This is a genomic window from Cupriavidus necator A5-1 (assembly GCF_000744095.1).
GTDB classification, from domain to species: Bacteria; Pseudomonadota; Gammaproteobacteria; order Burkholderiales; family Burkholderiaceae; genus Cupriavidus; species Cupriavidus necator_A.
Window position 1 is genome coordinate 367,040 of sequence record NZ_JQLI01000008.1, and the last position, 24,433, is coordinate 391,472.

The 24,433-nt window shown below is 65.7% G+C and carries 21 protein-coding genes and 1 pseudogene; 11 read left to right on the top strand and 11 right to left on the bottom strand.

All coding sequences use genetic code 11. The annotated features are described in order from the left end of the window. Positions 1-15: 15 nt before the first annotated feature. From K307_RS25820 to K307_RS25840, 5 genes and pseudogenes are all read right to left on the bottom strand, one after another. Positions 16-1,194, bottom strand: coding sequence for a DUF3322 domain-containing protein (locus K307_RS25820; protein WP_042883694.1), 1,179 nt, complete (start codon positions 1,192-1,194; stop codon positions 16-18). Continuing rightward, on the bottom strand, positions 1,194-4,568 hold the full coding sequence (locus tag K307_RS25825; protein WP_042883696.1) for an ATP-binding protein: 3,375 nt from the start codon (positions 4,566-4,568) through the stop codon (positions 1,194-1,196). Before K307_RS25825 ends, K307_RS25820 begins: the two co-directional genes overlap by 1 nt. Next, positions 4,561-5,268, bottom strand: coding sequence for a DUF4194 domain-containing protein (locus tag K307_RS25830; protein WP_080745237.1), 708 nt, complete (start codon positions 5,266-5,268; stop codon positions 4,561-4,563). The genes K307_RS25825 and K307_RS25830 overlap by 8 nt, the downstream gene beginning before the upstream one ends. A gap of 2 nt (positions 5,269-5,270) precedes the next feature. Continuing rightward, positions 5,271-6,725 carry a DUF3375 domain-containing protein gene (locus tag K307_RS25835; RefSeq protein WP_042887415.1) on the bottom strand — a complete coding sequence of 485 codons (1,455 nt, stop codon included), beginning with the start codon at positions 6,723-6,725 and terminating at the stop codon, positions 5,271-5,273. A 134-nt stretch (positions 6,726-6,859) separates the two neighbouring features. Next, positions 6,860-8,658: pseudogene (locus K307_RS25840) on the bottom strand (methyl-accepting chemotaxis protein). A gap of 540 nt (positions 8,659-9,198) precedes the next feature. Here K307_RS25840 and K307_RS25845 point away from each other — a divergent pair. The 3 genes from K307_RS25845 to dbpA all read left to right on the top strand — a co-directional run bounded on the left by K307_RS25845 (position 9,199) and on the right by dbpA (position 12,890). After that, the gene (locus K307_RS25845) at positions 9,199-10,410 is read left to right on the top strand and encodes a DUF4382 domain-containing protein (RefSeq protein ID WP_051975189.1); all 1,212 of its coding nucleotides are present in this window, start codon (positions 9,199-9,201) and stop codon (positions 10,408-10,410) included. Between the two features lie 141 nt (positions 10,411-10,551). Next, a complete protein-coding gene (locus K307_RS25850) occupies positions 10,552-11,457 on the top strand; it encodes a DUF72 domain-containing protein (RefSeq protein WP_042883697.1) in 906 nt (301 codons plus the stop codon). Positions 11,458-11,480: 23 nt separating this feature from the next. After that, positions 11,481-12,890 (top strand): ATP-dependent RNA helicase DbpA, encoded by a 1,410-nt coding sequence (dbpA, locus tag K307_RS25855; protein WP_042883700.1) that lies wholly within the window; start codon positions 11,481-11,483, stop codon positions 12,888-12,890. Positions 12,891-12,923: 33 nt separating this feature from the next. Here the strand turns inward: dbpA and K307_RS25860 are convergent, their stop codons facing one another. After that, positions 12,924-13,847, bottom strand: a complete 924-nt coding sequence (locus K307_RS25860; protein ID WP_268989263.1) for a DUF2855 family protein — start codon at positions 13,845-13,847, stop codon at positions 12,924-12,926. 41 nt (positions 13,848-13,888) lie between these two features. Here K307_RS25860 and K307_RS25865 point away from each other — a divergent pair, with 41 nt between their 5' ends. Beyond that, positions 13,889-14,530: an IS607 family transposase gene (locus tag K307_RS25865; RefSeq protein WP_042883702.1), complete on the top strand. Its 642-nt coding sequence runs from the start codon at positions 13,889-13,891 to the stop codon at positions 14,528-14,530. Then, complete coding sequence (locus K307_RS25870) at positions 14,511-16,052, top strand: RNA-guided endonuclease InsQ/TnpB family protein (protein WP_051974952.1); 1,542 nt, start codon at positions 14,511-14,513, stop codon at positions 16,050-16,052. The genes K307_RS25865 and K307_RS25870 overlap by 20 nt, the downstream gene beginning before the upstream one ends. On the opposite strand, the gene K307_RS48060 is transcribed toward K307_RS25870, so the two are convergent. Continuing rightward, on the bottom strand, positions 16,029-16,268 hold the full coding sequence (locus K307_RS48060) for a hypothetical protein (RefSeq protein WP_230626123.1): 240 nt from the start codon (positions 16,266-16,268) through the stop codon (positions 16,029-16,031). The two genes, K307_RS25870 and K307_RS48060, sit on opposite strands and share 24 nt — an antisense overlap. A gap of 67 nt (positions 16,269-16,335) precedes the next feature. Between K307_RS48060 and K307_RS49850 the strand changes: the two genes are divergently transcribed. The 3 genes from K307_RS49850 to K307_RS25880 all read left to right on the top strand — a co-directional run bounded on the left by K307_RS49850 (position 16,336) and on the right by K307_RS25880 (position 17,639). Continuing rightward, positions 16,336-16,737 carry a TetR/AcrR family transcriptional regulator gene (locus K307_RS49850; RefSeq protein ID WP_230626125.1) on the top strand — a complete coding sequence of 134 codons (402 nt, stop codon included), beginning with the start codon at positions 16,336-16,338 and terminating at the stop codon, positions 16,735-16,737. Then, complete coding sequence (locus K307_RS49855) at positions 16,697-17,044, top strand: hypothetical protein (RefSeq protein WP_230626127.1); 348 nt, start codon at positions 16,697-16,699, stop codon at positions 17,042-17,044. Before K307_RS49850 ends, K307_RS49855 begins: the two co-directional genes overlap by 41 nt. A gap of 154 nt (positions 17,045-17,198) precedes the next feature. Next, entirely contained in the window at positions 17,199-17,639 is a 441-nt protein-coding gene (locus K307_RS25880) for a CBS domain-containing protein (protein ID WP_042883703.1), read from the top strand. Positions 17,640-17,716: 77 nt separating this feature from the next. Here K307_RS25880 and K307_RS25885 read toward each other — a convergent pair whose 3' ends face one another. After that, positions 17,717-17,980, bottom strand: a complete 264-nt coding sequence (locus K307_RS25885; RefSeq protein WP_051975190.1) for a hypothetical protein — start codon at positions 17,978-17,980, stop codon at positions 17,717-17,719. 252 nt (positions 17,981-18,232) lie between these two features. On the opposite strand from K307_RS25885, the gene K307_RS25890 reads away from it, so the two are divergent. From K307_RS25890 to K307_RS25900, 3 genes are all read left to right on the top strand, one after another. Next, complete coding sequence (locus K307_RS25890) at positions 18,233-19,783, top strand: MDR family MFS transporter (protein ID WP_080745239.1); 1,551 nt, start codon at positions 18,233-18,235, stop codon at positions 19,781-19,783. Between the two features lie 109 nt (positions 19,784-19,892). Next, positions 19,893-20,537 (top strand): glutathione peroxidase, encoded by a 645-nt coding sequence (locus K307_RS25895; protein WP_042883707.1) that lies wholly within the window; start codon positions 19,893-19,895, stop codon positions 20,535-20,537. Positions 20,538-20,681: 144 nt separating this feature from the next. Beyond that, on the top strand, positions 20,682-21,467 hold the full coding sequence (locus K307_RS25900) for an MBL fold metallo-hydrolase (protein ID WP_042883709.1): 786 nt from the start codon (positions 20,682-20,684) through the stop codon (positions 21,465-21,467). Here K307_RS25900 and gstA read toward each other — a convergent pair whose 3' ends face one another. The 3 genes from gstA to hydA all read right to left on the bottom strand — a co-directional run bounded on the left by gstA (position 21,468) and on the right by hydA (position 24,432). After that, the gene (gstA, locus tag K307_RS25905; RefSeq protein ID WP_042883710.1) at positions 21,468-22,094 is read right to left on the bottom strand and encodes a glutathione transferase GstA; all 627 of its coding nucleotides are present in this window, start codon (positions 22,092-22,094) and stop codon (positions 21,468-21,470) included. A 135-nt stretch (positions 22,095-22,229) separates the two neighbouring features. After that, positions 22,230-22,967, bottom strand: coding sequence for an aspartate/glutamate racemase family protein (locus K307_RS25910; protein WP_042883711.1), 738 nt, complete (start codon positions 22,965-22,967; stop codon positions 22,230-22,232). A 43-nt stretch (positions 22,968-23,010) separates the two neighbouring features. Next, complete coding sequence (gene hydA / locus K307_RS25915) at positions 23,011-24,432, bottom strand: dihydropyrimidinase (protein ID WP_042883712.1); 1,422 nt, start codon at positions 24,430-24,432, stop codon at positions 23,011-23,013. Position 24,433 lies beyond the last annotated feature (1 nt).

A 24,433-nucleotide genomic window follows, 5' to 3' on the forward strand; every position in this document is an offset into this window, starting at 1 on the left:
CTCCAACACCCTGACCTACCCCAACCCGGCCACCGCCTCGCGCACCCACTCGAACCCCACCCGCTCCTGCTCCAGCCGCAGGTTCTTCCGGATGCGATTGTCCCGCAGGTCGTCATAGAGCGTCTGCTCTTCGGGCCGCAACCGCGACAAGTCGCGCAGCGTCTGGTTCTCTTCCTGGCCCCATTGCGCCTCGAAGGCCATCAGCGTGGCGCGATCCATCAGCAGCGACTCGGCGTGTTCGAACACGCTGCGTAGCTGGTCGAGGATGGCGAAGCCGTGTGTATCGATGTCGCCCCAGTAGTGGAGCCGGCAGTGCGACAGCCATGCCGTCTTGGCAAGCAAGCCGAAGCCATAGCCTGCGCCGAAGATCACCAGGCTGTCCGCCGCCTCGGGAAAGGCCAGGAAGTTGGTTTCATTCTCAGTGATGAACACGCGCGACAAGCCCGGCCGCAGCGCGGCAAAGCTGTTTGCGTCGAGGGTCAGGTCATGCGTCGGTGCGTCGCCGGGCAGCATGCGGTTGCCGCGATCCAGTATCCGGAAGCGGATGCGCTCGGGCTTGTCGCGAAAGCCATACCGTGCGGCGAACTGGCTCATGCCTGCATACTCACGATCAATGGCTTCCGGCGCCAGCGCCAGGTCCAGCAGCTCGGCCAGTATGCCGCGGTGAGCCTCGACGAACTTGGTGTGCACGCCAGGAAGATCGACTTGCCGCAGGTACACGCCGGGGCGCGGATGCCGTTGCAGCCAGCCGACGATCTCCAGCAGCCGCTCCCAGGCGTCGTAAAGTTCCAGCGCCCGCAGCGAACGCTGTGCCAGCCAGGGCAACAGCAGCGGCTGCGCTTCGCGCGTGGCCGCCAGCACTGCGGTGAAGCGTTCGATCTCGCGGCGTTTGCCCAGCAGCGCTGCTGCATCGTCCAGCGAGTCGATCCAGGCGGCGCTCGGCAGCATATTGGTGCCGAAGACGCGATGGCGGAACTCGCGCATTTCGAGACGGCAATGCGGCATCTGCTTCAGATCGCCAAGCCAGTTGCGAACCGCCTCGAAGCCCTCGGTCAGCTCGCCGGATGTGGGCACGCGCAGGGTGAGCCGTTTGGGGAAAAGCGTGTCGCCGCTCACCAGCGCACTGAGCATGTCCCCACGGTCCCAAAGCCTCTGCACCTGGGCACGCAGGTCGGCGGGGCGGCTCCAGTTCATCAAGCTGTCATCCTGGCTTTCTCGGCCCGGTATTCGTCGATCGACAGGTTGCGCACCTTGGAGGCGCGCCCTTCTTCGTTCTGCACGAACGCGACGCTGGACACGTAGGGCTCGATGATATGGATCTTCTGCAGCGGCGTGACGATCAGCAGTTGCAGGTTGAGCTTGGCGAACAACCGCAGCCCGTACTGCGCGGATTCGTCGGACCCGCGCCCGAACGCTTCGTCGATCACCACGAAGCGAAACGAGCGCGAGCGCACCGCACCCCATTCCAGCCCGAACTGGTAGGCCAGGCTTGCGGCCAGGATGGTGTAGGCCAGCTTCTCCTTCTGGCCGCCTGATTTGCCGCCGGAATCGGAGTAGTGCTCGTGTTCCGCATCGTCCTCACGCCAGCGTTCGCTGGCCCCGAAGACGAACCAGTTGCGCACGTCGGTCACCTTTGCGGTCCAGCGCCGGTCCTGGTCAGTCAGGCCCGTACGGCCCCTGAAGCGTTCGATGATGCGCTTGACCTGCAGGAACTTGGCCTCGGAATACTGGCTGTCCTCCGAGCCGGTCAGCGCGCCTTCGGTGCAGGCGCGCAGCTCCGATTGGAACTCGCGGATCTCGGCGTCCGGCGTGACCTGCGCTTCCAGCCTGATGTAGCGGCCTGTGTTGTAGTCGATCTGCGTCAGCGATTCGTTGATGCGCTCGACGCGTTCGCGGATAGTCTGCTGTTCCTTGCCAAGCTGGGCGTTGAAGTTGGCGATCTCGTTGATCGTGTTGACGTTCAGCAACTCCTTGAAGCGGGCCTCGAAGCGCGGCAGGTCGTCGGCGCGAAGCTTGTCGAGCATGTTACGGTACTCGAAGCCGGCCGAAACGCTGGCATCGACTTCGCTGGTCTCCAGCTTGAAGGCTTCCTTGTAGGCAGACATGGCCTTGACGATGCTTTCGCTCAGGCGCACCAGCCGCTTGTTCTCCGCATCGAGCCGGGCCTGGAGCTCGTTGCGCATGTCGGTTTCACGGCCGCTGCATGACTCTACGGTCAGCGTGTGCTGGCCCAGGATTTCGGCGCGCAACGCGTCGATGGTTTCGGTCGGTACGGCAGCGGCGAAGTCGCCGGAGGCATCCAGCGTCGTCTGAGTTTCGGCGCGCTGCTCCAGCGCATCGCTCTTCCTGCCCTCAGCCTTGGAGCGCTTGTCGCGATGGTCGTCAAGCTGCGCCTCGTTGGCTTCCTGTTCCGCTTCCACTTCCTTTAGCCGGAGCGTCAGTTGCCGCAATACGTCGGAGGCCGATTCCAGGTGACGCTTCTCCTCGGTCAGGCGCGCGGCCTCGCGCGCCGGCGTCTGCCAGTCCAGCTCCTCGAAGTCGGCAAACATGTCGAGCCGAGACAGCGCCGTGAGCCGCTCCCTGAGCGTGTCGCGCTCCTTCGCCAGCCCAGCCATCAGCGCGCCCAGTTCGGCCAGCCGCGTTTCCAGGGCACGGGTCTCGCCTTCGAGTGCCGCGATCTTGGCGGCATTGCTCCAGCCCAGCACGTAGCGGCTGCGGTCGTCCAGCCGGTGGCGGTCATCCTTCTCGTGCCGCTCCCCGGGCATCTTGATCTGGCCGGCGCACGTGACGGCGCGCGTCTCGCGGCGGAACTGTTCATGCGTGGCACAGCACGCGACGTCGAAGCGCGCGGCCACCTCGCGTTCGAGCCAGCCGTAGAACGGTGAATCGGGTTTGATGGCCAGCTTGCGCGCGAGCGAATCGCGATGCAGCGCGGGCAACTCAGCCCTGCCACCTTCGCGCACGCGGAAGTAGACCAGCCGGCCTTTCAGGTGCGTGCGGTCCACCCACGCAGACACCTGCGGGTAGATGTCGTCCGGCACCAGCAGCGACAGGCCGAAATTGCGCAGCAGGCGTTCGGCCGCGCCTTCCCAGTCGCGCTCGTCCTCGCGCACCTGCAGCAGCTCGCCGGCAAAAGGCATGTCCTCCTCGTCCAGCGACAGAGCCTCGCACAGCGCGCTGCGCATCGCGACCTGCGCGGCCGGGACATTGCTGCGGCGCGCCTTCAAGCTGCGGATTTCCTCGCTCAAGGCATCATGCTCGGTCTTGCCCTGGCGCAGCGTGACGCCGTGTTCCGTCAACGCATTGTCCACCTCCGCCTCGCGCGACCTGGAGCGCTCGGCAAGCTCGGCAAAGCGTGTCTTCAGCAACAGGAAGGCGGCTTCCTGCTCGGGTGGCGTTTCATCGACGGCGCGCACAAGCTCGGCATATCGATCCGACCTGTGCCGGCGTTTCGCGGATTCGTCGTGCTGCTGGCGGATTTCCTCGGTCAGCCGGCCGATACGGTCGCCGCCGTTCTCGGCAATATTGCGGCGCAGCTCGGCCTCATCGTTGCGCAGTGCGTCGCGCCGGTCCTGCAGCCGCCGCACGTGGGTGTCCTGGCGTTCCCACTCGTCGGTGAGCCCGGCGATGCGCTTGTCGAGCAGATCCAGCTTGAGCCGGGCGAAGTACGGGCGCAGCGCCTCGCGGCATGTGCGCAGTTGCTCGGACGCAGCCACCAGCTTCGCGTGGCGCTCGCAATCCGTCACCAGCGGTGTCAGCATGGCCTCCTGGTGCTTGGCCTTCAGCACGGCTTCATGGGCGCGGTCCAGGTCATCGAAGTGGCCCAGCAAGGCCACGATGCGGGGCGCCACGTCAAACGGCTCCAGCATGTGGCTGCGCACGAAGTCGGTCAGGTTGCCAACCGACTTCATCGACACGGTCTGGTGGAACAGTTCGAGCGCCTGTTCGTTCTCGATGCCAAAGCGCCGCCGGAACCAGGCGCCGTAGGGCGGAAACGCGTCGAACAGCTCGGCCTTCACCCCGCGCAGCTTCTTGCGCAGAGAAGCGATGTCGGGGCCGAAGTGCGCAAAGTCGGTGGCGATGGACAGGTCCTGTTCCGCGCAGACATAGAAGCGCGCCGGCTGGCCATGGGCATCCTTCATCCAGAACACCTGCGCCAGCGTCACGGTCTGGTCGTAGCCGGCGTTGTGAAAAACGCCGAGAATGACGGAGTAGGAGTTCTGATCGCGCAGCGCGACCGGCCGCGCGGTGCCGCTGACTTCATTGCGCTCGGACTTGTAGTGGCCCAGCACATAGCTGCGCAAGGTCCGTTCGCGGCTTTCGGCGCCGGCGGCCTTGTTGTACGCGATGCGCTGCGCGGGCACCAGCAGCGTGGTCACCGCGTCGACCAGGGTGGACTTGCCGGAGCCGATGTCGCCGGTAAGCAGCCCGTTCCTGCCTTCAGGACTAATGGTCCAGACTCGTTCGCCGAACGTGCCCCAGTTGAAGACTTCCAGCCGCGACAGCCGGAAACCCGATAGCGTGTCGTCGCTGGTGAAATCCAGGCTCAGGGTTTGCGACTCATGCATCGGATGCTCCTGCGTTTGCCGCCGGCGTTCCCTGCTGCCCGGACAGCTGGATCTGGTAGGCCGCCAGCCGCGCATCAAACTCCGAAAGCCATTGCGCATCGACGAACGCCTTCAGGATGCGGCGCACCTCATACCCGGCCTGGCTTCCAGCCCGCGCGCTCGTGCCAGTGCTGATGTTGGCCTTGAGCCGGCGCAGGAAGCCCAGCTCGACGATCTTGTTCACATGCAGCTCGATCTGGTCGATCAGCTTTGCTTCATTGGTGCCGGCAGGCAGGAACACGCGTAGCAGCTCGGCGATCTCGTCCAGCGTCAGCACCAGCCGGGTATCGCCCCCAGTTGCGTCGAACTCGGCCAGCTTCTTGCGCAACAGCGCGAGCGTCAGGCTGACCGGGAAAGAGAGCTGGCGCCGCGCAATCAGCCGCGGCGGGCGTTCGGCGCTGTCGTCGTCGCTGTCTGGCTGCGAGCGCAGGAAGGCGTAGCCCTCGGCGTCATCGAGCACGAGTTCCAGGCCCAGAACGGCGACATAGTCGCGCACCGTGGGCTGCAGGTTGAGCAAGGCATGCCACAGGCTGGCATCGGCGTCGCGGTAGAGCACGCCCTTGAGCAGCGGGACCACCAGCGTGGACAGGGCCAGGTCGGGCGGCGTGGCAGCACCGGGAGTGGGCCGTGCCACGTCATCGAAAATGTCGTCTTGCACCATGCTTATCTGACAAAAATCACGCGGGGTAACCGGGCCTGCCTCACCAGCGTGCCGGCATCGGCTGCCTGCACCGTCCAGGTAACGGAATCGGTGGCGCTTTCATCCACAACGGTGCGGAAAGTATCGCCTGCGAGCTGCAGGTAGGCAACCAGTTCGGCGAGCCCGTGCTGCAGCGGCCGCAGGGCGCACAACTCCTGCAGCGTGACTTGGGCCCGGCCTTGCAGGGCCTGCCGCACATGCGCGGCAAGTTCTGCTTTGTCGATCACAACCTGCGAGAACAGCGCGTTTGCGTCGATGTCGCCTTCGCCGGTTGCGATGTCGGTTTCTGTAATGCGCGGCTTGACGGCGGGCGTGAACAGCGGCCGCTCCATCGGCAGTTCGATATCGGCGGCGGTGTCGTTCACCGTCATCACGTTGCCCGTGGGCGGCTCGTCGCGCACGGCCAGCGCCCTGGCTTCGATGCCGCGCAGGATATCCATGATGCGGCGGTTCTCCAGCCATGCCTTGTCGTCGAGAAAACGGCGCAGTTGCTGCGATAGCTGTGCCACGGTGCGCTGCGTATGCTCGCCGGCCTCCAGCCAGTCGTAGTGCACGCGGCGCAGGCGCGCGTCGGGATTGAGCTCCGAAACGGGCGTTAGCGCCAGCACATGTTCGAGCAACGCCGACAGCTCTTCCTGCCGCCGGCTGCTCATCAGGAAATCCCAGAACGCACGGAAGCTGCGGCCCTGGTCAGAGTCTGCGATGGCGTCGCGCTCGCCCATGATCTCTTCGAGCAATGCCCCCTTGGAGCCTTCCCACAGCGCTATCCGCTCACGCACGCGGCGGTCCAGCGTGCGGAAGTTGTCTTCGACTTCACGAAAATCTGTCAGTAGTTCGCGCGCCAATGCGACGAACTGCTGAAAGCGGTCCTTCAGCGCGGTGTCGTCCAGCAGCGCCAGGTCGCCCGCGGCCACGCGCGCGATCTCGGCGTCGATCTCGTCGCGCCGCTGCTGCAGCTCGGCCACGCGCACGCGCGGGTCGGTCTGCGTGCCTTCGTGCATTTGCTTGAGGAGGTCGAACAGTGTGAGCAGGCGCGACTCCGTGCCGACGAAGCTGCGCTCTGCCAGCGTGCCGAGCCAGGCAATTGCCTTCTCGGTAGCCGGCGTCAGGTCGAACTGGGGTTCGTCCGATCCCTGGCGATAGAACTTGCGCAGCCAGCCTTTCTCGTTGGCGGCCCAATCGTTCAGGTAATCGAGTGCTGAGCGGGGGAAGGCGTCCTGGCCGAGCCGTTCACGCAAGGCGAAGAGCTCGTCTTCCAAGGCTTCGGCCAGGTCGGACTGACCCACTGAACGCTGGTTAGGCGCGACAAAGACACGATGGAGGAATGCGGCGACCAGGCTCGCATGATCGGATCGCAGCAAGCGCCAGGCAGGATGGCCCTGGCGCAGGCGCTCGAGGGTTTCGAAGTCGAGGTTCACTTGGAAATTGGCCGGCGTACGCATGCTGCGCGGCGGGGCGCGATGGATGCAAGATTGTACGCCAGCGGGGGTTGCGGCAAGTGATGCGACGGACGCTTCTGTGGCTCTCCCCGCTGCTCAATAACCAACCCCTTCTACCCCAACCTGAACTGTCCCAGCGCCCCCGCCAGACTTCCCGCCTGCGTCTGCAACGCCGCCGCCGCCGCAGTCGACTTGCTCCACCAGCGCCGCATTCTGCTGCACCATCTCATCGAGCTGGCTGACCGCTTTATTCGCCTCTTGAATACCACGCGTCTGTTCCATCGCCGCATGAGTGATCTCGGAAATAATTCCGGTCACCTTCGAGAGGTTGCTGACGATTTCATTCATGGTGTTCCCAGCCCGGCGAACCTGCCCGGAGCCGGAGGTGACACTGCCCACGGTGGTTTCAATCAGCGTCTTGATCTCCTTTGCCGCCTGCGCGCTGCGCTGGGCGAGCGCGCGCACTTCACCCGCCACCACCGCAAAGCCGCGGCCCTGGTCACCGGCCCGAGCGGCTTCGACCGCAGCGTTGAGCGCCAGGATGTTGGTCTGGAAGGCGATGCCTTCGATCACGCCGGTGATGTCGGAGACCTTGACCGAGGCGTTTTCGATCTGGCCCATGGTGGTGATGACTTCCCCGATCACCACGCCGCCATCCGCCGCCACGCGCGAGGCGGCAGTGACGGATTCGTTGGCGTGTTGCGCTGAGTTGGCGGACTGGCTGACGGTGGCGGTGATTTCTTCCATCGAGGCCGCGGTCTGCTCGCGGCTGGCGGCGGCGGATTCGGTGCGGCGCGACAGGTCGATATTGCCGGCGGCAAGCGCGCACGGATTCGCTGGCGTCGCGGATCTGGCGCATGATGGTGCAGAGCTTGTCGGCAAAGGTGTTGAAGGCGCGCGCGATCTGCGCGACCTCGTCGTTGCCGTCGGCGGGCAGGCGCTGGGTCAGGTCGCCGTCGCCGGAGCCGATCGCGTCCATGGCGTCGCGCACGGTGGACAGGCCACGCAGCGACATGGTCGCCACGCCCCACACCACGATGGCGGCCACGCCCGCAATCAGCACCAGAGCAATTATTGAGGCGATCAGCACCGAGCGCATGCCGGCGGTGGCTTCGCCCTTGTCCAGCGCGACGATCACCATCCAGTCTGTGCCGGGGATCGCGCGGGCGCCGAGCAGCTTGGCGCTGCCGGCGACGTCGACTTCCATCGGGCTCTTCGCGTCGATCAGCGCGGCGAGCTTGTCGGTGCTGAGCGCCGGCACGAGTTCGGTGACGGGCTTGAGCGTGAGCTTGTCGTCGGTATGCGCGACGATCTCGCCGGACTTTGCCACCAGCATGCCGAAGCTCGCCGGCGTGGGATGGATCGCCTTGACGTTGGCCACGACTGTGTCCATCACCACATCGCCTCCCACCACGGCCTTGACGCCGCCATCGCGCACCACGGGCGTGGCAAATGTCACCACCAGCTTGCCGGTGCTTGCAGAGACATAGGGCGGCGTCACCACCGGCTGGCCGGCTGCGACGGCCTGCTTGTACCAGGGCCGGGCGGTCGGATCATAGCCGGGCGGGATGCCTTCCAGCTTGGAGAACTTCGCGGTCTTGTCGGCATAGCCGACGTAGACGTTGGCGAAGCGGCCGGCGTCGGCAACCTGCTTCAGCGCAGCGTCGCGTTCGGGCTGCAGCACGGCGTCCTGCAGCGACTGGATCATCTGGCTGTGCGAGGCGACTCATTCGACGATGGCGCTGGTATGGCCGCTCTGCACCGCGGCCAGGCTGCTGTCGAGGTCCTCGTTGTAGCGGCTGGATACGAACTGGTTCAGTGCCGTGTTGATGGCAAGCGCGGCGATGACAATGGCCACGCTCAGGGCCACGATCCGCGCGCGAATGGTAGCGGGAGATCCTTCGTAAGGAATCGTTGGGGGCGTTTGTCGTCTTGTGGGATTTCCACCCCGCTGTATACGGTCTGTAGTCTGTATACGGAGCGGAGCGGAGCGCGTGCGGCCGACTTGAGGCGGGTTGGCGAAATCCTGTCGATTGCCATCGAGTTGACGGCACAACGCAACAGGTTGGTGCGCGATCGTGCGCTTCCCGCTGCCTGAAGCGATCACCCTCTAAACCTGCTGTTCGTAATACGAACTGGTATTCCGAACATTTGCGCTTGCGGCATTGCGCGGCTGCGGTGCGCCGCAATGCGAACAGGATCGCATTGCGGCAATGTGAAAATTCGCGGTCAGGTGAAAACGCGCTTCGAGGCTGGTGGCACTTGCAGCAGAACCGCTTGCGCATTGCATCGACAAGGCCGGGGTCACGCTCTATGCAGTCGCAAAGGCTGGCTGATCTGTCATGCAGACATGCTGATGGCTTTTTAACAACGATTACAAAGACTTACAGCGGTTATGTGAGCTGCAACATATTCTCCGGTTACCCACAAACAACAAAGCGGAGAGACTACTGTGTCAGCCTATTCATTGACTTCTGCGCCGCTGCGCATCCTTGCGCTGAGCGGCGCCCTCGCGCTGGCGGCCTGTGGCGGCGGCGGCGGGGATGATTCCGGCGGTGGTGGCGGCCAGGGGACGTTGAAGGTCTCGATGACCGATGCACCGGCCTGCGGCTTCGACCATGTCTTTGTCACCGTCAACCAGGTGCGCGTGCACAGCAGCGCCAGCGCTGAAGCCAACGCCAGCGGCTGGGTCAATATCGACGTGGTGCCCGCACGCAAGATCGACCTGCTGTCGCTGACCAACGGCGTCCTGACCACGCTGGGCCAGACTGCGCTGCCCGCCGGCGATTACCAGCAGGTGCGGCTCGTGCTCGACGCCAACCGCGGGGGCGGTGCCGGCGCGCTGGCCAACTCCATAGTGCCGACCGGGGGCACCGAGCAGACGCTGGATACGCCGAGCGCGGTGCAGTCCGGCATCAAGATCAACCGGCCGTTCACCGTGGCGCGAGGCACGCTGACCGACCTGGTGCTGGATTTCGATGCGTGCAAGTCGGTGGTCAAGCGCGGTAATGGCACTTTTGGCCTGAAGCCGGTGGTGACGGCGATCCCGACGCTGGTCAGCGGTGCGGTGACCGGTGTGGTCGGTTCGGCCCCGGGCGCGCGCGTCTATGCCGAGCGCAACGGCGTGGTGGTGAAAGCGACGGTGGCGGACGCCAACGGCAACTTCACGCTGTCGCCGATCGAGCAGAGCAGCACCGCCGGTACGGTCGACGTGGTGGTGGTGCCGGGCGCGGCCAATGCCCGCGGCACTGGCATCGTGCGTAGCGTGCCGGTGGTGGCGGGCGGCAGCACCGCGATCTCGACCGCGGCCGCGCCGATGACGCTGCCGTCGTCGACGTACCGCCGGGTCTCGGGCACGGTCACGCCGGCTACGGCTGAAGCCACGCTGCGTGCGCTGCAGCTGGTCAGCGGCGGCAACTTCGAGATCGCGGCGACCGCTGCCGCGACCGATACCGGCGCCTATAGCCTGTTCGCGACCGAGCCAGCGTTGCCGGTGGCCGCGCCGGTGATCGGCACCTACCAGGCCGCGCTGCCGATCCCGCTGTCGCCGGATGGCGCCGCCGCGGGCAAGTACAGCGTGCAGGCCACCAGCGCCAGCGGTGCGGTGGTGACGCAGCAGGTCGATGTGAATGTCGCCGACGTGATCCAGAACTTCTCGTTCTGAGCGTTCTGACCTGACGCTGCAGCCGGAAGCGGGCGCGAGTCCGCTTCCGGCTTTGTTTTATCTGGCGTCCCCCTCGGCCCCATTCACGTTTGCACGGATTTCCCGCTAGACTGCCAGTCTCGCGTCTCGGGAGATCGCGCCATGGCAGCACGCACCGCGGCAAAGTCCGCATCCCCGCCTGCAGCAAAGTCCGAGCCCACATCCAAGGCCAGGGCTCGCAAGCCGTCCGCGCGCGCTGACCTGGTGCGCGTCGGCATCGGCGGCTGGAATTTCGCGCCGTGGCGCGACAACTTCTACCCGGCCAAACTGCCGCAGTCGCGCGAGCTGGAATATGCCAGCCGCCACCTCAGCGCGATCGAGATCAACAGCACCTACCACGGCACGCAGAAGCGCACGTCGTTCGCCAAATGGCGCGATGAAACGCCGGACGATTTCGTGTTCGCGGTGAAGGCCTCGCGCTTTGCCACCAACCGGCGCGTGCTGGCCGAGTCGAGCGAATCGATCGAACGCTTTATCGACAGCGGCATTGCCGAGCTGGGCCGCAAGCTGGGTCCGGTGGTGTGGCAGTTCGCGCCGACCAAGCAGTTCGATGCGGAAGACTTCGAGGCCTTCCTGCAGTTGCTGCCCGCCTCCGCTGAAGGCGTGAAGCTGCGCCATGTGCTGGAAGTCCGGCACGAGAGCTTCATGTCGCCCGATTACCTGAAGCTCGCGCGCAAGTACAAGGCCGCCACGGTCTTTACCGATTCACCGAAGTTCCCGTCGATGGCAGACCTGACCGCTGACTTCGTCTACGCCCGCCTGATGGACAGCAACGAGAAGCTGAAGACCGGCTACGCCCCCAAGGCGCTCGATGCGTGGGCGGAACGCACGCGGGCGTGGGCGAAGGGGGGGCAGCCGGACGACCTGCCGGCGGTGGAAGATCGCAAGCCCGCTGCGCGCAAGCGCGAGGTCTTTGTCTTCTTTATCAACGGCGCCAAGGAGCGCGCGCCGGCCGCGGCGCAGGCGCTGCTGGCACGGCTTGGCTGGACGCCGCCGGCCGATCGTTGACTACGGATCGCTATAATCCGCGCATGAACACGACCCCCGCCCAGCCGCAAGCCGGCACCGAATTTTCCACCCTGCCGCTGTCGCCCACCATGCTCGCCACGCTGGCGCAGCTCGGCTATGACGAAATGACGCCGATCCAGGCGGCCAGCCTGCCGATCACATTGGCAGGCCAGGACCTGGTGGCGCAGGCCAAGACCGGCAGCGGCAAGACCGCCGCCTTCGGGCTGGCGCTGCTGCACCGGCTCGATCCGCGCCGCTTTGACGTGCAGGCGATGGTGCTGTGCCCCACGCGCGAGCTGGCCGACCAGGTGACGCAGGAAATCCGGCGCCTGGCGCGCGCCGAAGAGAACATCAAGGTGCTGACCCTGTGTGGCGGCGCGCCGATGCGGCCGCAGGTGGACAGCCTGATCCACGGCGCGCATATCGTGGTGGGCACGCCCGGACGGATCCTGGATCACATCGACCGCGGCAGCCTAGACTTGGCTGGCATTAATACGCTGGTGCTGGACGAGGCCGACCGCATGCTCGACATGGGCTTCTTCGACGACATCGCCTATGTGGCCAGCCGCTGCCCGAAAGAGCGGCAGACGCTGCTGTTCTCCGCCACCTACCCGCCCGGCATCGACAAGCTCAGCCACCGCTTCCTGCGCAAGCCGCAGTCCATCAAGCTGGAAGCGACGCACGACAACACTACCATCCGCCAGCGCTTCTATGAAGTGGAGGAAGGCGAGCGCCTGAACGCGGTGGGGCGCCTGCTGGACCACTTCCGGCCAGTCAGCACGCTGGCGTTCTGCAATACCAAGGCGCGTTGCCGCGAGCTGGTGGAACTGCTGCGCGCACAGGGCTACCAGGCGCTGGCGCTGCACGGCGAGCTGGAGCAGCGTGAGCGCGACCAGGTGCTGGTGCAGTTTGCCAACCGCAGCTGCTCGGTGCTGGTGGCGACCGACGTGGCCGCACGCGGGCTCGATATCGCGCAGCTTGAGGCGGTGATCAATGTCGAGATCACGCCCGACCCCGAAGTGCATGTGCACCGCATCGGCCGCACCGGCCGCGCCGACCAGGAAGGCTGGGCCTTCAGCCTGGTCAGCATGGACGAGATGGGCCGCGTGGGCAACCTGGAACAGCACCACGGCGGCGAGTTCGAATGGCATGCGCTGGCCGAGCTGAGGCCCGCCAGCGGCGAACGCCTGCTGCCGCCGATGGTGACGCTGCAGATGCTGGGCGGCCGCAAGGAAAAGATCCGCCCCGGCGATATCCTCGGTGCGCTGACCGGCGAAGCAGGCTTTACCAAGGAGCAGATCGGCAAGATCAATGTGCTGGAGATGTCGACCTATATCGCGGTGGAGCGCAGCATCGGGCGCGAGGCGGTGAAGCGGCTCAATGCGGGCAAGGTCAAGGGCAAGAAGGTGAAGGTGCGGATGTTGACGGAGTAAGCCGCGGGCCCTGGTTGCGGGGCCCCTTTTCGTTTAGCCCACTACCAACACATACCCCTCCTTCGGCGCCCCGCTTCCGGTTGCCAATCGCGCGATGCGCGCCTGCGCGGCTTCAAATCCCTGCTCTTCCACCAGCGCCAACCAGCCATTAGCGGGATCGCGCGCATGGTCGATAAACCTCCGCTGCGCGGCGTTGAAGCGTCGGTTGACCTCCTGCGGACCCCAGTCGGCATTGCGCTTGCGAATTTGCACCGGCGCGAAATAGAACTCAGGCTTGGGCCCCGGCAGGCGCAGGTCGCGCAGGAAGCTGGTGTTCTGCGCCGAGCCCGCAAAGCAGTCGTACACCAGGCTGTCACCGAAGTGCGCATGCACGCGCGCGCGCAACGACTCATCGCCGGAAAAATCGACGTAGAGCGTCGGCACGTCGGCCGGCATGGACGACAGCTCGTCATAGGTGACGGTGCTTTGGTAGCACCCCAGGCCTTCGACAAAGCCGCGGTTGCGCGCCGAGGTCAGGCCCGCCAGCGTGATGCCGTCGAGGTTGCGCAGGCAGAAGGCGGTGCCGTATGCGGTCTTGCTCGACGCGCTCGACACCACCAGCCGTTGCGCGCCGAAGAAATGGTTGTCCTGCAGGAAGTCGGCCAGCATGAACGAAGTGATGAACAGCGGCCGGTACAGCATCTGGTAGTGCTCGAGTTCCGGCGCATAAGCGGCGTCGTTCTGCACGCGGGTGTACTGGTTGTAGGCCGAGGTCAGCTTTGCGCGGTGCTCGGCGGCATCGTAGAAGCCGCGCGCGGTGACGCGCTCGGGTTGCATGCGGATATGGCTGGCGATGGGGAAATAACCGTAGAAGCGCTCGCCGGCCGCGATGCCGTCGACGGCGGACGCGACCACATCGGCAAAGCCCCACACCGGCATGTGCCCCCATTCCGGCTGGCCGGTGGGGCAAGTGAGCAGCCCCTTGTAAACTGCTTATAGGTGTGCAATTATGATCACCCATGAGCATACTTGCTAAAGTTACGATGAAGGAGGCGTGCGCGATGCTGGGCATCCACCCTGGCACGCTTCGCCGATGGGAGTTCGACGGGAAGATCTCCGCCGATCGGACTCCGGGTGGTCATCGTCGCTATAATTTGACCGCTCTAATGGAGTTGGCCGGCAAGAAGGTCGAGGAAGCAGAGCGCGGGCGTACTACGCTCGCCTATGCGCGCGTTTCCAGCCACGACCAGAAGGCCGATCTGGAGCGTCAGTGCCAGGTGCTGGAGTCGTTCTGCGCTGCGAAGGGATGGCCCTTCGAACTCATCCGGGATCTCGGCTCCGGCATGAACTATGAGAAGAAGGGCCTCAAGCAACTGCTCAAACGTATCTGTGCCGGAGGCGTTGATCGGCTTGTCATCACACACAAGGACCGGCTCTTGCGATTTGGTGCAGAGCTCGTTTTTGCTCTGTGCGAGCAATTCGGAACGGAAGTCGTCATCATCAATGCCAAAGGCGATTCGACGTATGAGGAGGATCTTGCCTGCGACGTGCTTGAGATCATTAGCGTCTTTTCGGCGCGCCTCTATGGCAGCCGTTCCCACAAGAATCGTCACGCCATGAAAGCCCTGAAAGAGGCTGCAGATGCCATTCAAGAGGGCTGATCCCACCACTATCCAGTTCGCGAGGAAGGTCCGTCTGGTGGTGGACGCTGATGCTGCGGGCAAGCTCGACGGGCAATCCAAAATCTGCAACTGGCTATGGAATCGACTCAAGGACGAAGTCGAGACGCGCATGGCGGAGTTGTCCATCGTCGGCGGCTATGGCTATCTTGATGAGGCGCGAACCAAGAAGCTCCTGTCGGAGGTCTATTCCGAGATCGGGCTTCGCAACCTCGTGCCGCCGCTCAAGGAGCGTCATCCGTTCTTGCGCTGCGTGTTTTCTTCACCGCTGAAGAATGTCGCGCTGCGCATGGCCAAGGCCATTGCCTCGCATCGAAAGTCGAAGAATGGACAGCGCTGCGGCCCAGACGTGGGCTGGGTCAAGTACAAGGCATGGGCCAAGCACTGGATGAGCCTGGAATACGACGAGCCAGGCAAAGGCTGGAATGTTTCCCAGTTCGGTTGGCTCAACCTGTCGTTCGGCGCGAACGCGCAAGGACAGCGGCTGTCGCTGCGCCTGAAGATGGAGAAGACACCCAAGGAGCTCGCGAGCGCTCGCACTTGCCGGATCGTCCGCGAGGGCCGCGACCGCTATTTCGCTGTGTTCACGTTCAAGGGGCAGAAGAAGGCCAGGCAACGCGGCACGCGCGTGGTCTACATCGATCCGAACCTGAAGAACTTTGGCTACGCTCTGGATACTGAGGGGCGCGCCTTCGAATTGTCCAATCTTGAGAAGTTGAAGGAGTCGGAGCGCATTCTCGATCGGCTAACGAGTCTGCGTGACCGGTGCATAGCAAAGTCGCTGTGGGTAGATACCGTCCACGGCGATGGCACGGTGTCGACGCATTGGCGTCCCAGTCGCCGCTGGAAGGGTTTGGACGACGCTGTGGAGCGAATGCAAACCAAAGTGCGAGAACAGAAAAAGCACTTCATGTATTCGCTGGCGAACCAGCTCTGCAGGCACTACGACGTGATTGGGATCGGCAACTACGTGCCGGAGAACACCAACCACGGCAAGGGCCGCAAATACAACCGCGCGGTAAGAAACAGAACGATGCACGGTGCATTCAAGGACATTCTCTCGTGGGTCGCGACGCGCTCCAGAAAGCATGCGCTGGTGCTGGATGAAACCGGCACCACGCGAACATGCCATGCGTGTGGTCACGTTGTCGAGGGCGGGATAGCGCCCGCAATTCGGGAGTGGGATTGCCCGGGCTGCGGCACCTGCCACCTGCGCGACGAGAATGCCTGTCAAAACGGTCTGCGGCGGCTGCTGACGCAAGTCGGCGAGGCTGTGGACTGCTCCCATCTGCCCTGCTCGGGCCCCGTTCAGATTATCGGGCGGTGTGATTGGCGATTCCATCCGCAAGGATGGACGGGAGTCCCGAGAGGGGGCGCCAATGTGAATTCAATGCGCCTGCCGGAGTACCGGCAGCGAATGCGCGCGTTACCGCGCGCTCGGGTTGGTGACCGCGCGTCCAAATCTGCAAAGACGTCGCCATCAGCGATGCGTAGGCTTGCTTAGATTTGGAAGAGCGGAAGAACTCCCAGTACTGCATGGCCTCGCCGAAGGCGGCGTAGGGATGTTGTTGGTGGTCAGCGCAAAGCGGTCCAGGCGCAGCAGCACTTCGCCGGGCGCGGCGCTGGCGGGTTCGTGCGCGGCTTCCAGCCGGCTTTCGTTTAGGGCATCCTTGCGGCTGAACAGCCGCGTGACGGCGAGGGTCGGTTCCGGGTTTGACATAGGTGTTCTCCTGGTTCGCGGCCGCGGTCCGCCAGGCGCAGTGCCCGCCATGACTTCCGTGAGGCCGATGCCAAGAATCTATCGCCGCGCCACCGCCGCCGGGTTCGGAAAGGGCGCGCCGGCGGCCAGCGAGGCCAAAACACCCGCCGCGCCGCGCAGCAAGCCGCTCAAGCGCCCGTCGCAACAGCGCGCGCACTTCACCGTCAACGCTATCTACGACGCCTTTGTTCGGATCTGGCGCCGGCACGGCTGGGACGGTGTGACCACCCGCGCCGTGGCGCTGGAGGCCGGCTTTTCGGTCGGCACGCTGTACGAGTACTTTCCCAGCAAGGAGGCGCTGGTCTCCGGTTACGTGCGCCATACGGTCGAGACCCTGCTAGATCGACGCCGAGGTGACGCAAGCAGCCGACGCGGAGTGGCGCACGCGCGTGCGCCGGCTGGTCGCCATCACCTGTGGCGCGGACGATGATGCGGCGGGCATCGTGTTCGATGCCGGCATCATCGGGCTGGAGCCGCGCATCGCCGAACCCAAGCACCACCGGCGCGTGTTCGAGGAATTCTGCGCGGCCTGGCAGCGGGCGCTGGCGGCCTGCACCGACCTGCCCCGCGCACCCGACGACGCGACGGTGCAGGCGCTGGTGCTCGCGGTCTGGGGCGCGCGCCGCTATCGGCTGCTGCTGCAGGGCGCGGCGCTGGAACCGCAGCAATGGGTCCGCCAGATGCAGATCGTTTGCCTGGCGACGCTGGGCGGAGAGGGCGGCGATGGTGCGGAATGATGCACCTGCCGCAGTGCGTTCTTCACAACGTTGCTTACAAAGATTCGCGTAAGTCACCCTGTAAGGGTGCGCGTTACTTTGCTACTCTGGTTGCATTGGCACGAAGCAGGTACCGCCAGCCGCATCGCATTTTCGACGGGAAAAGGAGTTGGTGATGAAAACCGCACGCCAGGTTCTGGAATCCAAGCCAAGTCAGGCTATCTACAGCATCCCGCCCACGGCGACGGTGTACGCCGCGCTGCAGCTGATGGCGGAGAAGGGCATCGGCGCGCTATTGGTGATCGAGCACGGCCAGATCAAGGGCATCCTGAGCGAGCGCGACTACGCACGCAAAGTGATCCTGATGTCGCGCACCTCGCGCGAGACACTGGTGCGCGACATCATGACCACCGCGGTCATCTATGTCAGCGCTAACCAGAGCACCGACGAATGCATGGCGCTTATGACCCAGCATCGGTTGCGCCACCTGCCGGTGATGGAAGGCGCGGAACTGGTCGGGATGCTGTCGATCGGTGACCTGGTGAAGGACATCATCTCGGAGCAGCAGTTCATCATCGAGCAGCTAGAGCACTACATCACGGGCGGCGGGCGCTGAGCTGGCGGTCTGCCCCAGGCTCCTCTTCCGCGTGCGGGAGAGGAGAGCAACCCGGCGGTCGTCGAAGCGACCGCCGCTTACTCCAGCGTGCCGAACTTCACCCCATGCGCCGCCAGGTAGCGGCGGTACGCGCCTGCCAGCTTGTCGGCCGGCTGCGGCACTTCCACGCCGGTGCGCAGCGGCAGCCGTCGCGGCTGCTGCGATTCCACGATCGGCTTGTCCTGCAGGAAGCGGTCGTCCCAGGCGTGCCAGCCATCGGCGTTGCGCCACAGCACCAGCGCGCGGCCGAACAGGCGGGCTTCGAAGGGGCCGTCGCCCTGGGCCTGTGCGATGGCCAGCACGGGGTGCCACTGGCCCAGTTCGGGTCCGGCCGCGCTGGCGGCGTGACCTGTTTCTTGTCGTGGGGTCTGGTCATGATCGGGATCTTACTGCGGTGTCGGCACGATATTCGTCACGGGCATATAATTATGCGGTTGCTGAATAACGGCCAGCCGCGACGGCGTTACGCCCCCTCCAAATCGGTTTCCGGCCCGATATTCCCCTGCATTCTGACGTTGATTTCACCGCACATTGCTGCGGTTTCATGCCTGCCCATGTCTTCACCCTCCTCTGCCGCACCCGCCCAGGTTCCCGTTCACGACCATCGCGCCATCATGCGGGTGATCGGCGGCATCGTGCTGTGCATCCTGCTCGCCGCGCTTGACCAGACCGTGGTGATCCCGGCGGTGCCGGCGATCGCCAATGACCTGAACGGCTTCGGCCACCTGTCGTGGATCGTGACCGCGTACCTGATCGTGTCGACGGTGACCACGCCGCTGTACGGCAAGTTGTCGGACAGCTTCGGGCGGCGGCGGCTGCTGATGATGGCGATCACGCTGTTTATCGCGGCGTCGGTGGCGTGCGCGATGGCGCAGACGCTGGGGCAGCTGATCCTGTTCCGCGCGCTGCAGGGCGTGGGCGGCGGCGGGCTGATGTCGCTGGCGCAGGCGGCCATTGCCGATGTGGTGGCACCGCGCCAGCGCGGGCGCTACCAGGGTTACCTGGCCACGGTATGGGCGGTGGCGTCGATCGCTGGGCCGCTGGTGGGCGGCTGGGTCTCTGACCATATGTCGTGGCGCTGGCTGTTCTGGGTCAACGTGCCGCTGGGCCTGCTGGCGATGTTCATGTGCTACCGCGGCCTGGCGGCGCTGCAGCCGCGTGGCGGGCGCCCGCGCGTGGACTGGCTGGGCGCGCTGCTGCTGGCAGTGGCCATCGTCGCCTTCCTGCTGGCGATGAGCTGGGGCGGCGACGTCTATGACTGGGTCTCGCCGCAACTGGGCGCCCTGCTGCTGGCCGCCGCGACCGCCGTGGCGCTGCTCGCCTGGCAGGAACGCCGCGCCGGCGATCCGATGCTGCCGCCGCGGCTGTTTGCCAACCGCGCCTATGTGATGGGCGTGGCCGCCTCGGCGCTGGCCGCGCTCGATATCTTCCTGTGCATCTTTGCGCTGCCGCTGCATTTCCAGCTGGTGCGTGGCGCCGATGCGTCGACTTCGGGGCTGCTGGTGATGCCGTTCCTGCTGGCCACGGTGGCGGGCAATTTCATCGTGGCCTGGCTGGCGCCGCGGGTGGGTCGCATGCGCGGCATCCTGACGGGCGGCTATATCGCTGCCGCGCTGGGGCTGATCGTGCTGGCGCTGGTGACCCCGGCGATGCCGCTGGCCGTGGTGCTGGCGGCGATGACGCTGGCGGGCGTGGGCCTGGGCATGACCATGGTGTCGACGCTGATGAGCGTGCAGAACGCGCTCGAGCGCCGCGATACCGGCGCCGGCACCGGCGCGCTGCTGGTGCTGCGCTCGCTGGGCAGCGCGATCGGCGGGGCGCTGGCCGGCACGCTGCTGACGCTGGAGTTCCGCCATGCGCTGGCCGCCTCGGGCGTCACGCAGGCGCTGGACCTTGGCGCGCTGCGCCATGGCAGCGAAGCACTGGCGCAACTGTCGCCGGCGGTGCGGCAGGTGCTGGCCGGCGGCGTGGAGTCGGGCTTCCAACTGATTTTTGCCGCAGGTGCCGTGGCAGCGGTGCTGGCGCTGCTGATCGTGCGCCGCATGCCGGACCTGGAGCTGCGCAGCAGCGTCACCGAACACGCCGCCACGCTGGCGATGGACTGACTGGCGCTGGACGGTGGCGCCGGGGCCACCGCGGTGCATCCGATCGGCCGTCGTCGGCGTAGACTATGCGTACCCGATACAGCGAGCCGCCTTCCGGAGCCCCATCGCCATGACTCGTCGTTTCCCCTTGTCCGCCACACTCCGACAACTGCGCCCGGCCGCCCTCGCCGGCGCGCTGGCGCTGGCCGCAGCCGGCGCCGCACTATTGCCGCACCCTGCCCGCGCCGCCGACAAGCCGGCCGCCGCGCCTGCACCGCAGGCAGCAGGCGCCTGCCCGGCGTCGCTCAACTTCAAGTTCCCGCGCCTGCAGGATGAAGCCGAGCAAAACCTCTGCCAGTACGCGGGCAAGGTCGTGCTGGTGGTCAACACCGCCAGCTACTGCGGCTTCACGCCACAGTACGAAGGGCTGGAGGCGCTCTACAGCAAGTACCGCGACCGTGGCCTGGTCGTGCTGGGCTTCCCGTCGAACGATTTCTCGCAGGAGCCGGGCTCGGAGAAGCAGATCGCGGACTTCTGCTACAACACCTATGGCGTCAAGTTCCCGATGCTGGGCAAGTCGCACGTGCGCGGCAGCGAGGCCAATCCGATGTACGCGCTGCTGGCGAAGGAAACCGGCACCGCGCCCAAGTGGAACTTCTACAAATACCTGATCGGCCGCAACGGCCAGGTGGTGGGCAGCTACAACAGCAAGACCACGCCTGACGACAAGCAGTTCGTCGCCAAGATCGAAGAACTGCTGGCCAGCCCGCGCTGACGCGCGCGACCCCCGGCCGGGGTGTCCACGCCTCACGACAGTCCGGCCGCTGGGGGAGCGTATTCCCTCCCCCGTTGATTTGCATCAAGTTTGCAACGGGATTCGCTGAGTAACGTCGCCGCTTGCGAAGAGCGGAGCGAGACAATGGGAATCACGTTGTACGACGCGGACGGGCACACCTGCCTGATGTTCACCGACCTGGTCGAGGAAGCGCATGGCGAAGCGGTGCAGACCAACCAGTTCCTGGTCGTCGACCACGGGCATGGCGCGCTGATCGATCCCGGCGGGCAGATGACCTACAGCGAGCTGTATCTCACCATCAGCCGCTACTTTCCGCCCAAGCAACTCGACTACGTGCTGGCTTCGCACGCCGATCCGGACATCGTCGCGTCGGTCGGGCGCTGGCTGACGGGCTCTGACTGCCGCATCCTGATTTCCAGCGTGTGGGCGCGTTTCCTGCCGCATTTCTGCCAGGCCGGCAAGACGGCCGGGCGCATCGTGACGATTCCCGATGCGGGCATGCATATCCCGCTCGGGCACAGCTCCCTGGTCGCGGTGCCGGCGCACTTCCTGCATTCCGAAGGCAATTTCCAGTTCTACGATCCGGTCAGCAAGATCCTGTTCTCGGGCGATCTCGGCGCGGCCATGACAGGCGCCGAAGCGGCCGGCACCACGGTGACGGATTTCGATGCGCATACCCGCCTGATGCTGCCGTTCCACCAGCGCTACATGAGCGGCAGCCGCGCGTGCCGGCTGTGGGCCGCCATGGCGCGGTCGATGGATATCGAATGGATCGTGCCGCAGCACGGGCCGTCGTTTCGCGGCAAGCAGATGGTGGCGCGCTTTATTGACTGGATCGACGCGCTGGCGTGCGGGCTGGACCTGCTGACGCAGGACCACTATCGCGTGCCCGCACCCGCTATGCGCTGATCAGTCGCGCACGAGCCCTTCGGCGCGCATGGCTTCCTGCACCGCCGGCCGCGCGGCGATGCGCGACAGGTAGTCCTGCAGCGTGGGGTATGCCGTCAGCGGCATCATCAGCATGCGGGCCCAGCCGAGGATGGTGAAGCAGTAGGCGTCGGCCACGGTAAAGGTGTCGCCGGTCAGGTATTGGCGGCCCTGCAGGTGCTTGTCGAGTTCAGCAAAGCGCAGTTGCAGCTTGGCCTTGCAGGCCTCTACCGTGCTCCGCGCAGTTTCCTTGTGCCACAGCCACGGGCTGAACACCTTGTGCAGTTCCGTGGAGACCAGCGTCAGCCAGCCGGTGGCTTCCAGCCGTTCACGCGTGCCAACTGCGGGCAGCAGCTTGCGTTCGGGCACCTGATCGGCGATGTGTTGCAGCAGCGAGGCCACTTCGGTGTGGCGCGAGCCGTCGTCGAACTGCAGCAGCGGCACGTAGCCGCGCGGATTGATGGTGTAGTAGTCGTCGCTGCCATTCTCGGCCTGCACCAGCTTGTGCTGGATCAGGTCGACCTTGGCCAGCGTGACGGGCAGGCCGGCTTCGCGCAGCGCGATATGCACGGCCATCGAGCAGGCGCCCGGAGAGTAGTAGAGCTTCATCGCGATCCTGTTATGGTTGGCTGGCCGCCACGCCGTGTGGCGGCCGTGCAGGCAGTCTAGGATCGCGCCGGCTGTGCGGCAATGCGCGCCCTTGCGGACGCGCCCTGCAAATCTGCACAGACCGGTTGGCCTGGCTTAGTCGAGCAGCTTTGCCAGCGCCGGCGTCAGCCCTGCATTGGGCTTGCGCGGCGGCCGCGCAAAGCTGCCCTGCGTGGCACTGCCGGCGCGCAGCGCTACCAGCGATTCGCAATGCCGCACCGCGCTCGACACGCCATCCACCACCGGCACCGGCAGGCGCCCCTGCAGCGAGCGCGCCAGCCCCGCCAGCGGCGCGCCGGCCACGATGATCACGTCGGCGCCGTCCTGCTCCACCGCCTGCAGGCACAGTTGTTCCAGCCGCGCGGCATGGTCTTCCTGCACGCTGCCGATATCGCGCAGCGGCTCCTGCAGCGAACGCACGCTCGCCAGACGCGACGACAGGCCGTTGGCCGCCACGCATTCGCGGTACCAGGCCTGGATGCGGTGCGAGATCGCGACGATGGAGAAGCGCTGCCCCAGCAGGCAGGCGCTCGCCAGCGCGGCCTCGGTCATGCCGACGACCGGCACGTCGAACAGCTCTTTCAGGCCCGCCAGGCCGGGGTCGCCGAAGGCGGCGACCACCAGGCCGTCGAACTGGCCGGCATGCTCTGCGGCGGCGCAGGCGGTGGCGTAGCCGCCGACCAGCGCTTCGAAGCGGGTCTCGATATAGGCCACGCCGAACGGCGCGGTGGCCATCTTCAGGGTTGTGGTCGGCGCGGCGGTGCGCCGTGCTTCGGCTTCGATCAGCGCGGTGACGGATTCGCTGATATTGGGATTGACGATCAGGAGTTGCATGGTCTGAATGGTTGGCTGGAGCGGGTTGGCTGGAGCGTGGCAATCAACCAAGCATCGGCGCGCCGGCTGGCAGGAACTGCCCTCTGCCCGCCTGCGGTTCCAGGTACTGGCCATCGCGCACCAGCATCTCGCCGCGCGAGAAGCAATGCACCGGCCAGCCGGTCACTTCGATGCCTTCATACGGCGTGTAGTCCACCGCGTGATGCAGCGCGCTGTTGCGGATCTGCACACGCTTGTGCGGATCCCACAGCACGATGTCCGCATCGGCGCCGATGGCGATGGTGCCCTTGCGCGGATACAGCCCGTACAGGCGAGCCGGCCGCCACGAAGTCAGCTCGACGAACTGATGCAGCGACAGCTTGCCGCGCGCCACGCCGTCGAACAGCAGCGGCAGGCGCGTCTCGATACCCGGCACGCCGTTGGGGATGTGCTCGAACGAAGGCCGCATGCCGCCCGGCTGCTTGCCTAGCGGGTCGTCATAGCCGAACGGCGCATGGTCGGACGAGAACACGCTGAATACGCCGTTGGTGAGCGCGCGCCACACCGCGGCCTGGTTCTCCGGATCGCGCGGCGGCGGGCTGCAGATGCACTTGGCGCCTTCGTAGCCGTCGTCGCCTGGCAGGGCCATGTCGTCGGCGGTCAGGTACAGGTACTGCGGGCAGGTCTCGGCCAGGATCTGCAGCCCCCTGCCCTGTGCCCAGCGGATCTGCTCGATCGCTTCCTTGCCGGAGACATGTACGATCAGGATCGGCACGTCGACCAGCTCGGCAAAGGTGATGGCGCGGTGCGTGGCTTCGCGCTCCACCGCGGCGGGGCGCGCCAGGCCATGGAAGCGCGGCGCGATGCGCCCTTCCCCGACCAGCTTGTCGGTCAGCCACGAGATGCAGTCGGCATTCTCGGCATGCACCATCACCAGCGCGTTGTTCTGTTTGGCGACATCCAGCACCGACAGCATCTCGCGGTCGGACAGCTTGAGGTCGTCATAGGTCATGTAGACCTTGAACGAGCTGTAGCCCTTGCGGATCAGCGCCGGCAGTTCGTAGGCCAGCACCGCGGGCGTCGGATCGGCCACGATCAGGTGGAAGGCGTAGTCGATCACGGCACGGCCTTCCGCGCGGCGGTGGTAGTCCGCCACGGCAGCCTTGAGCGATGCGCCCTTCTCCTGCGCGGCGAACGGGATCACGGTGGTGGTGCCGCCACACACCGCGGCGCGCGTGCCGGTGAAGAAGTCGTCGGCCATGCGCAGGCCGTCGGGCATCGGCTGGTCGAGGTGGCAATGGCCGTCGACGCCGCCGGGCAGCGCCAGCAGGCCATCGGCATCGATCTCGCGCGCGCCCTGCGGCAACGCGTGGCCGAGCGCGACGATCTGCCCGCCGCGCACGCCGATATCGCAGCGGAAGCGGTCGGACGCGGTGACCACGTCCGCGCGGCGGATCACCAGGTCAAGGCTGTCGTGAGCGGACATG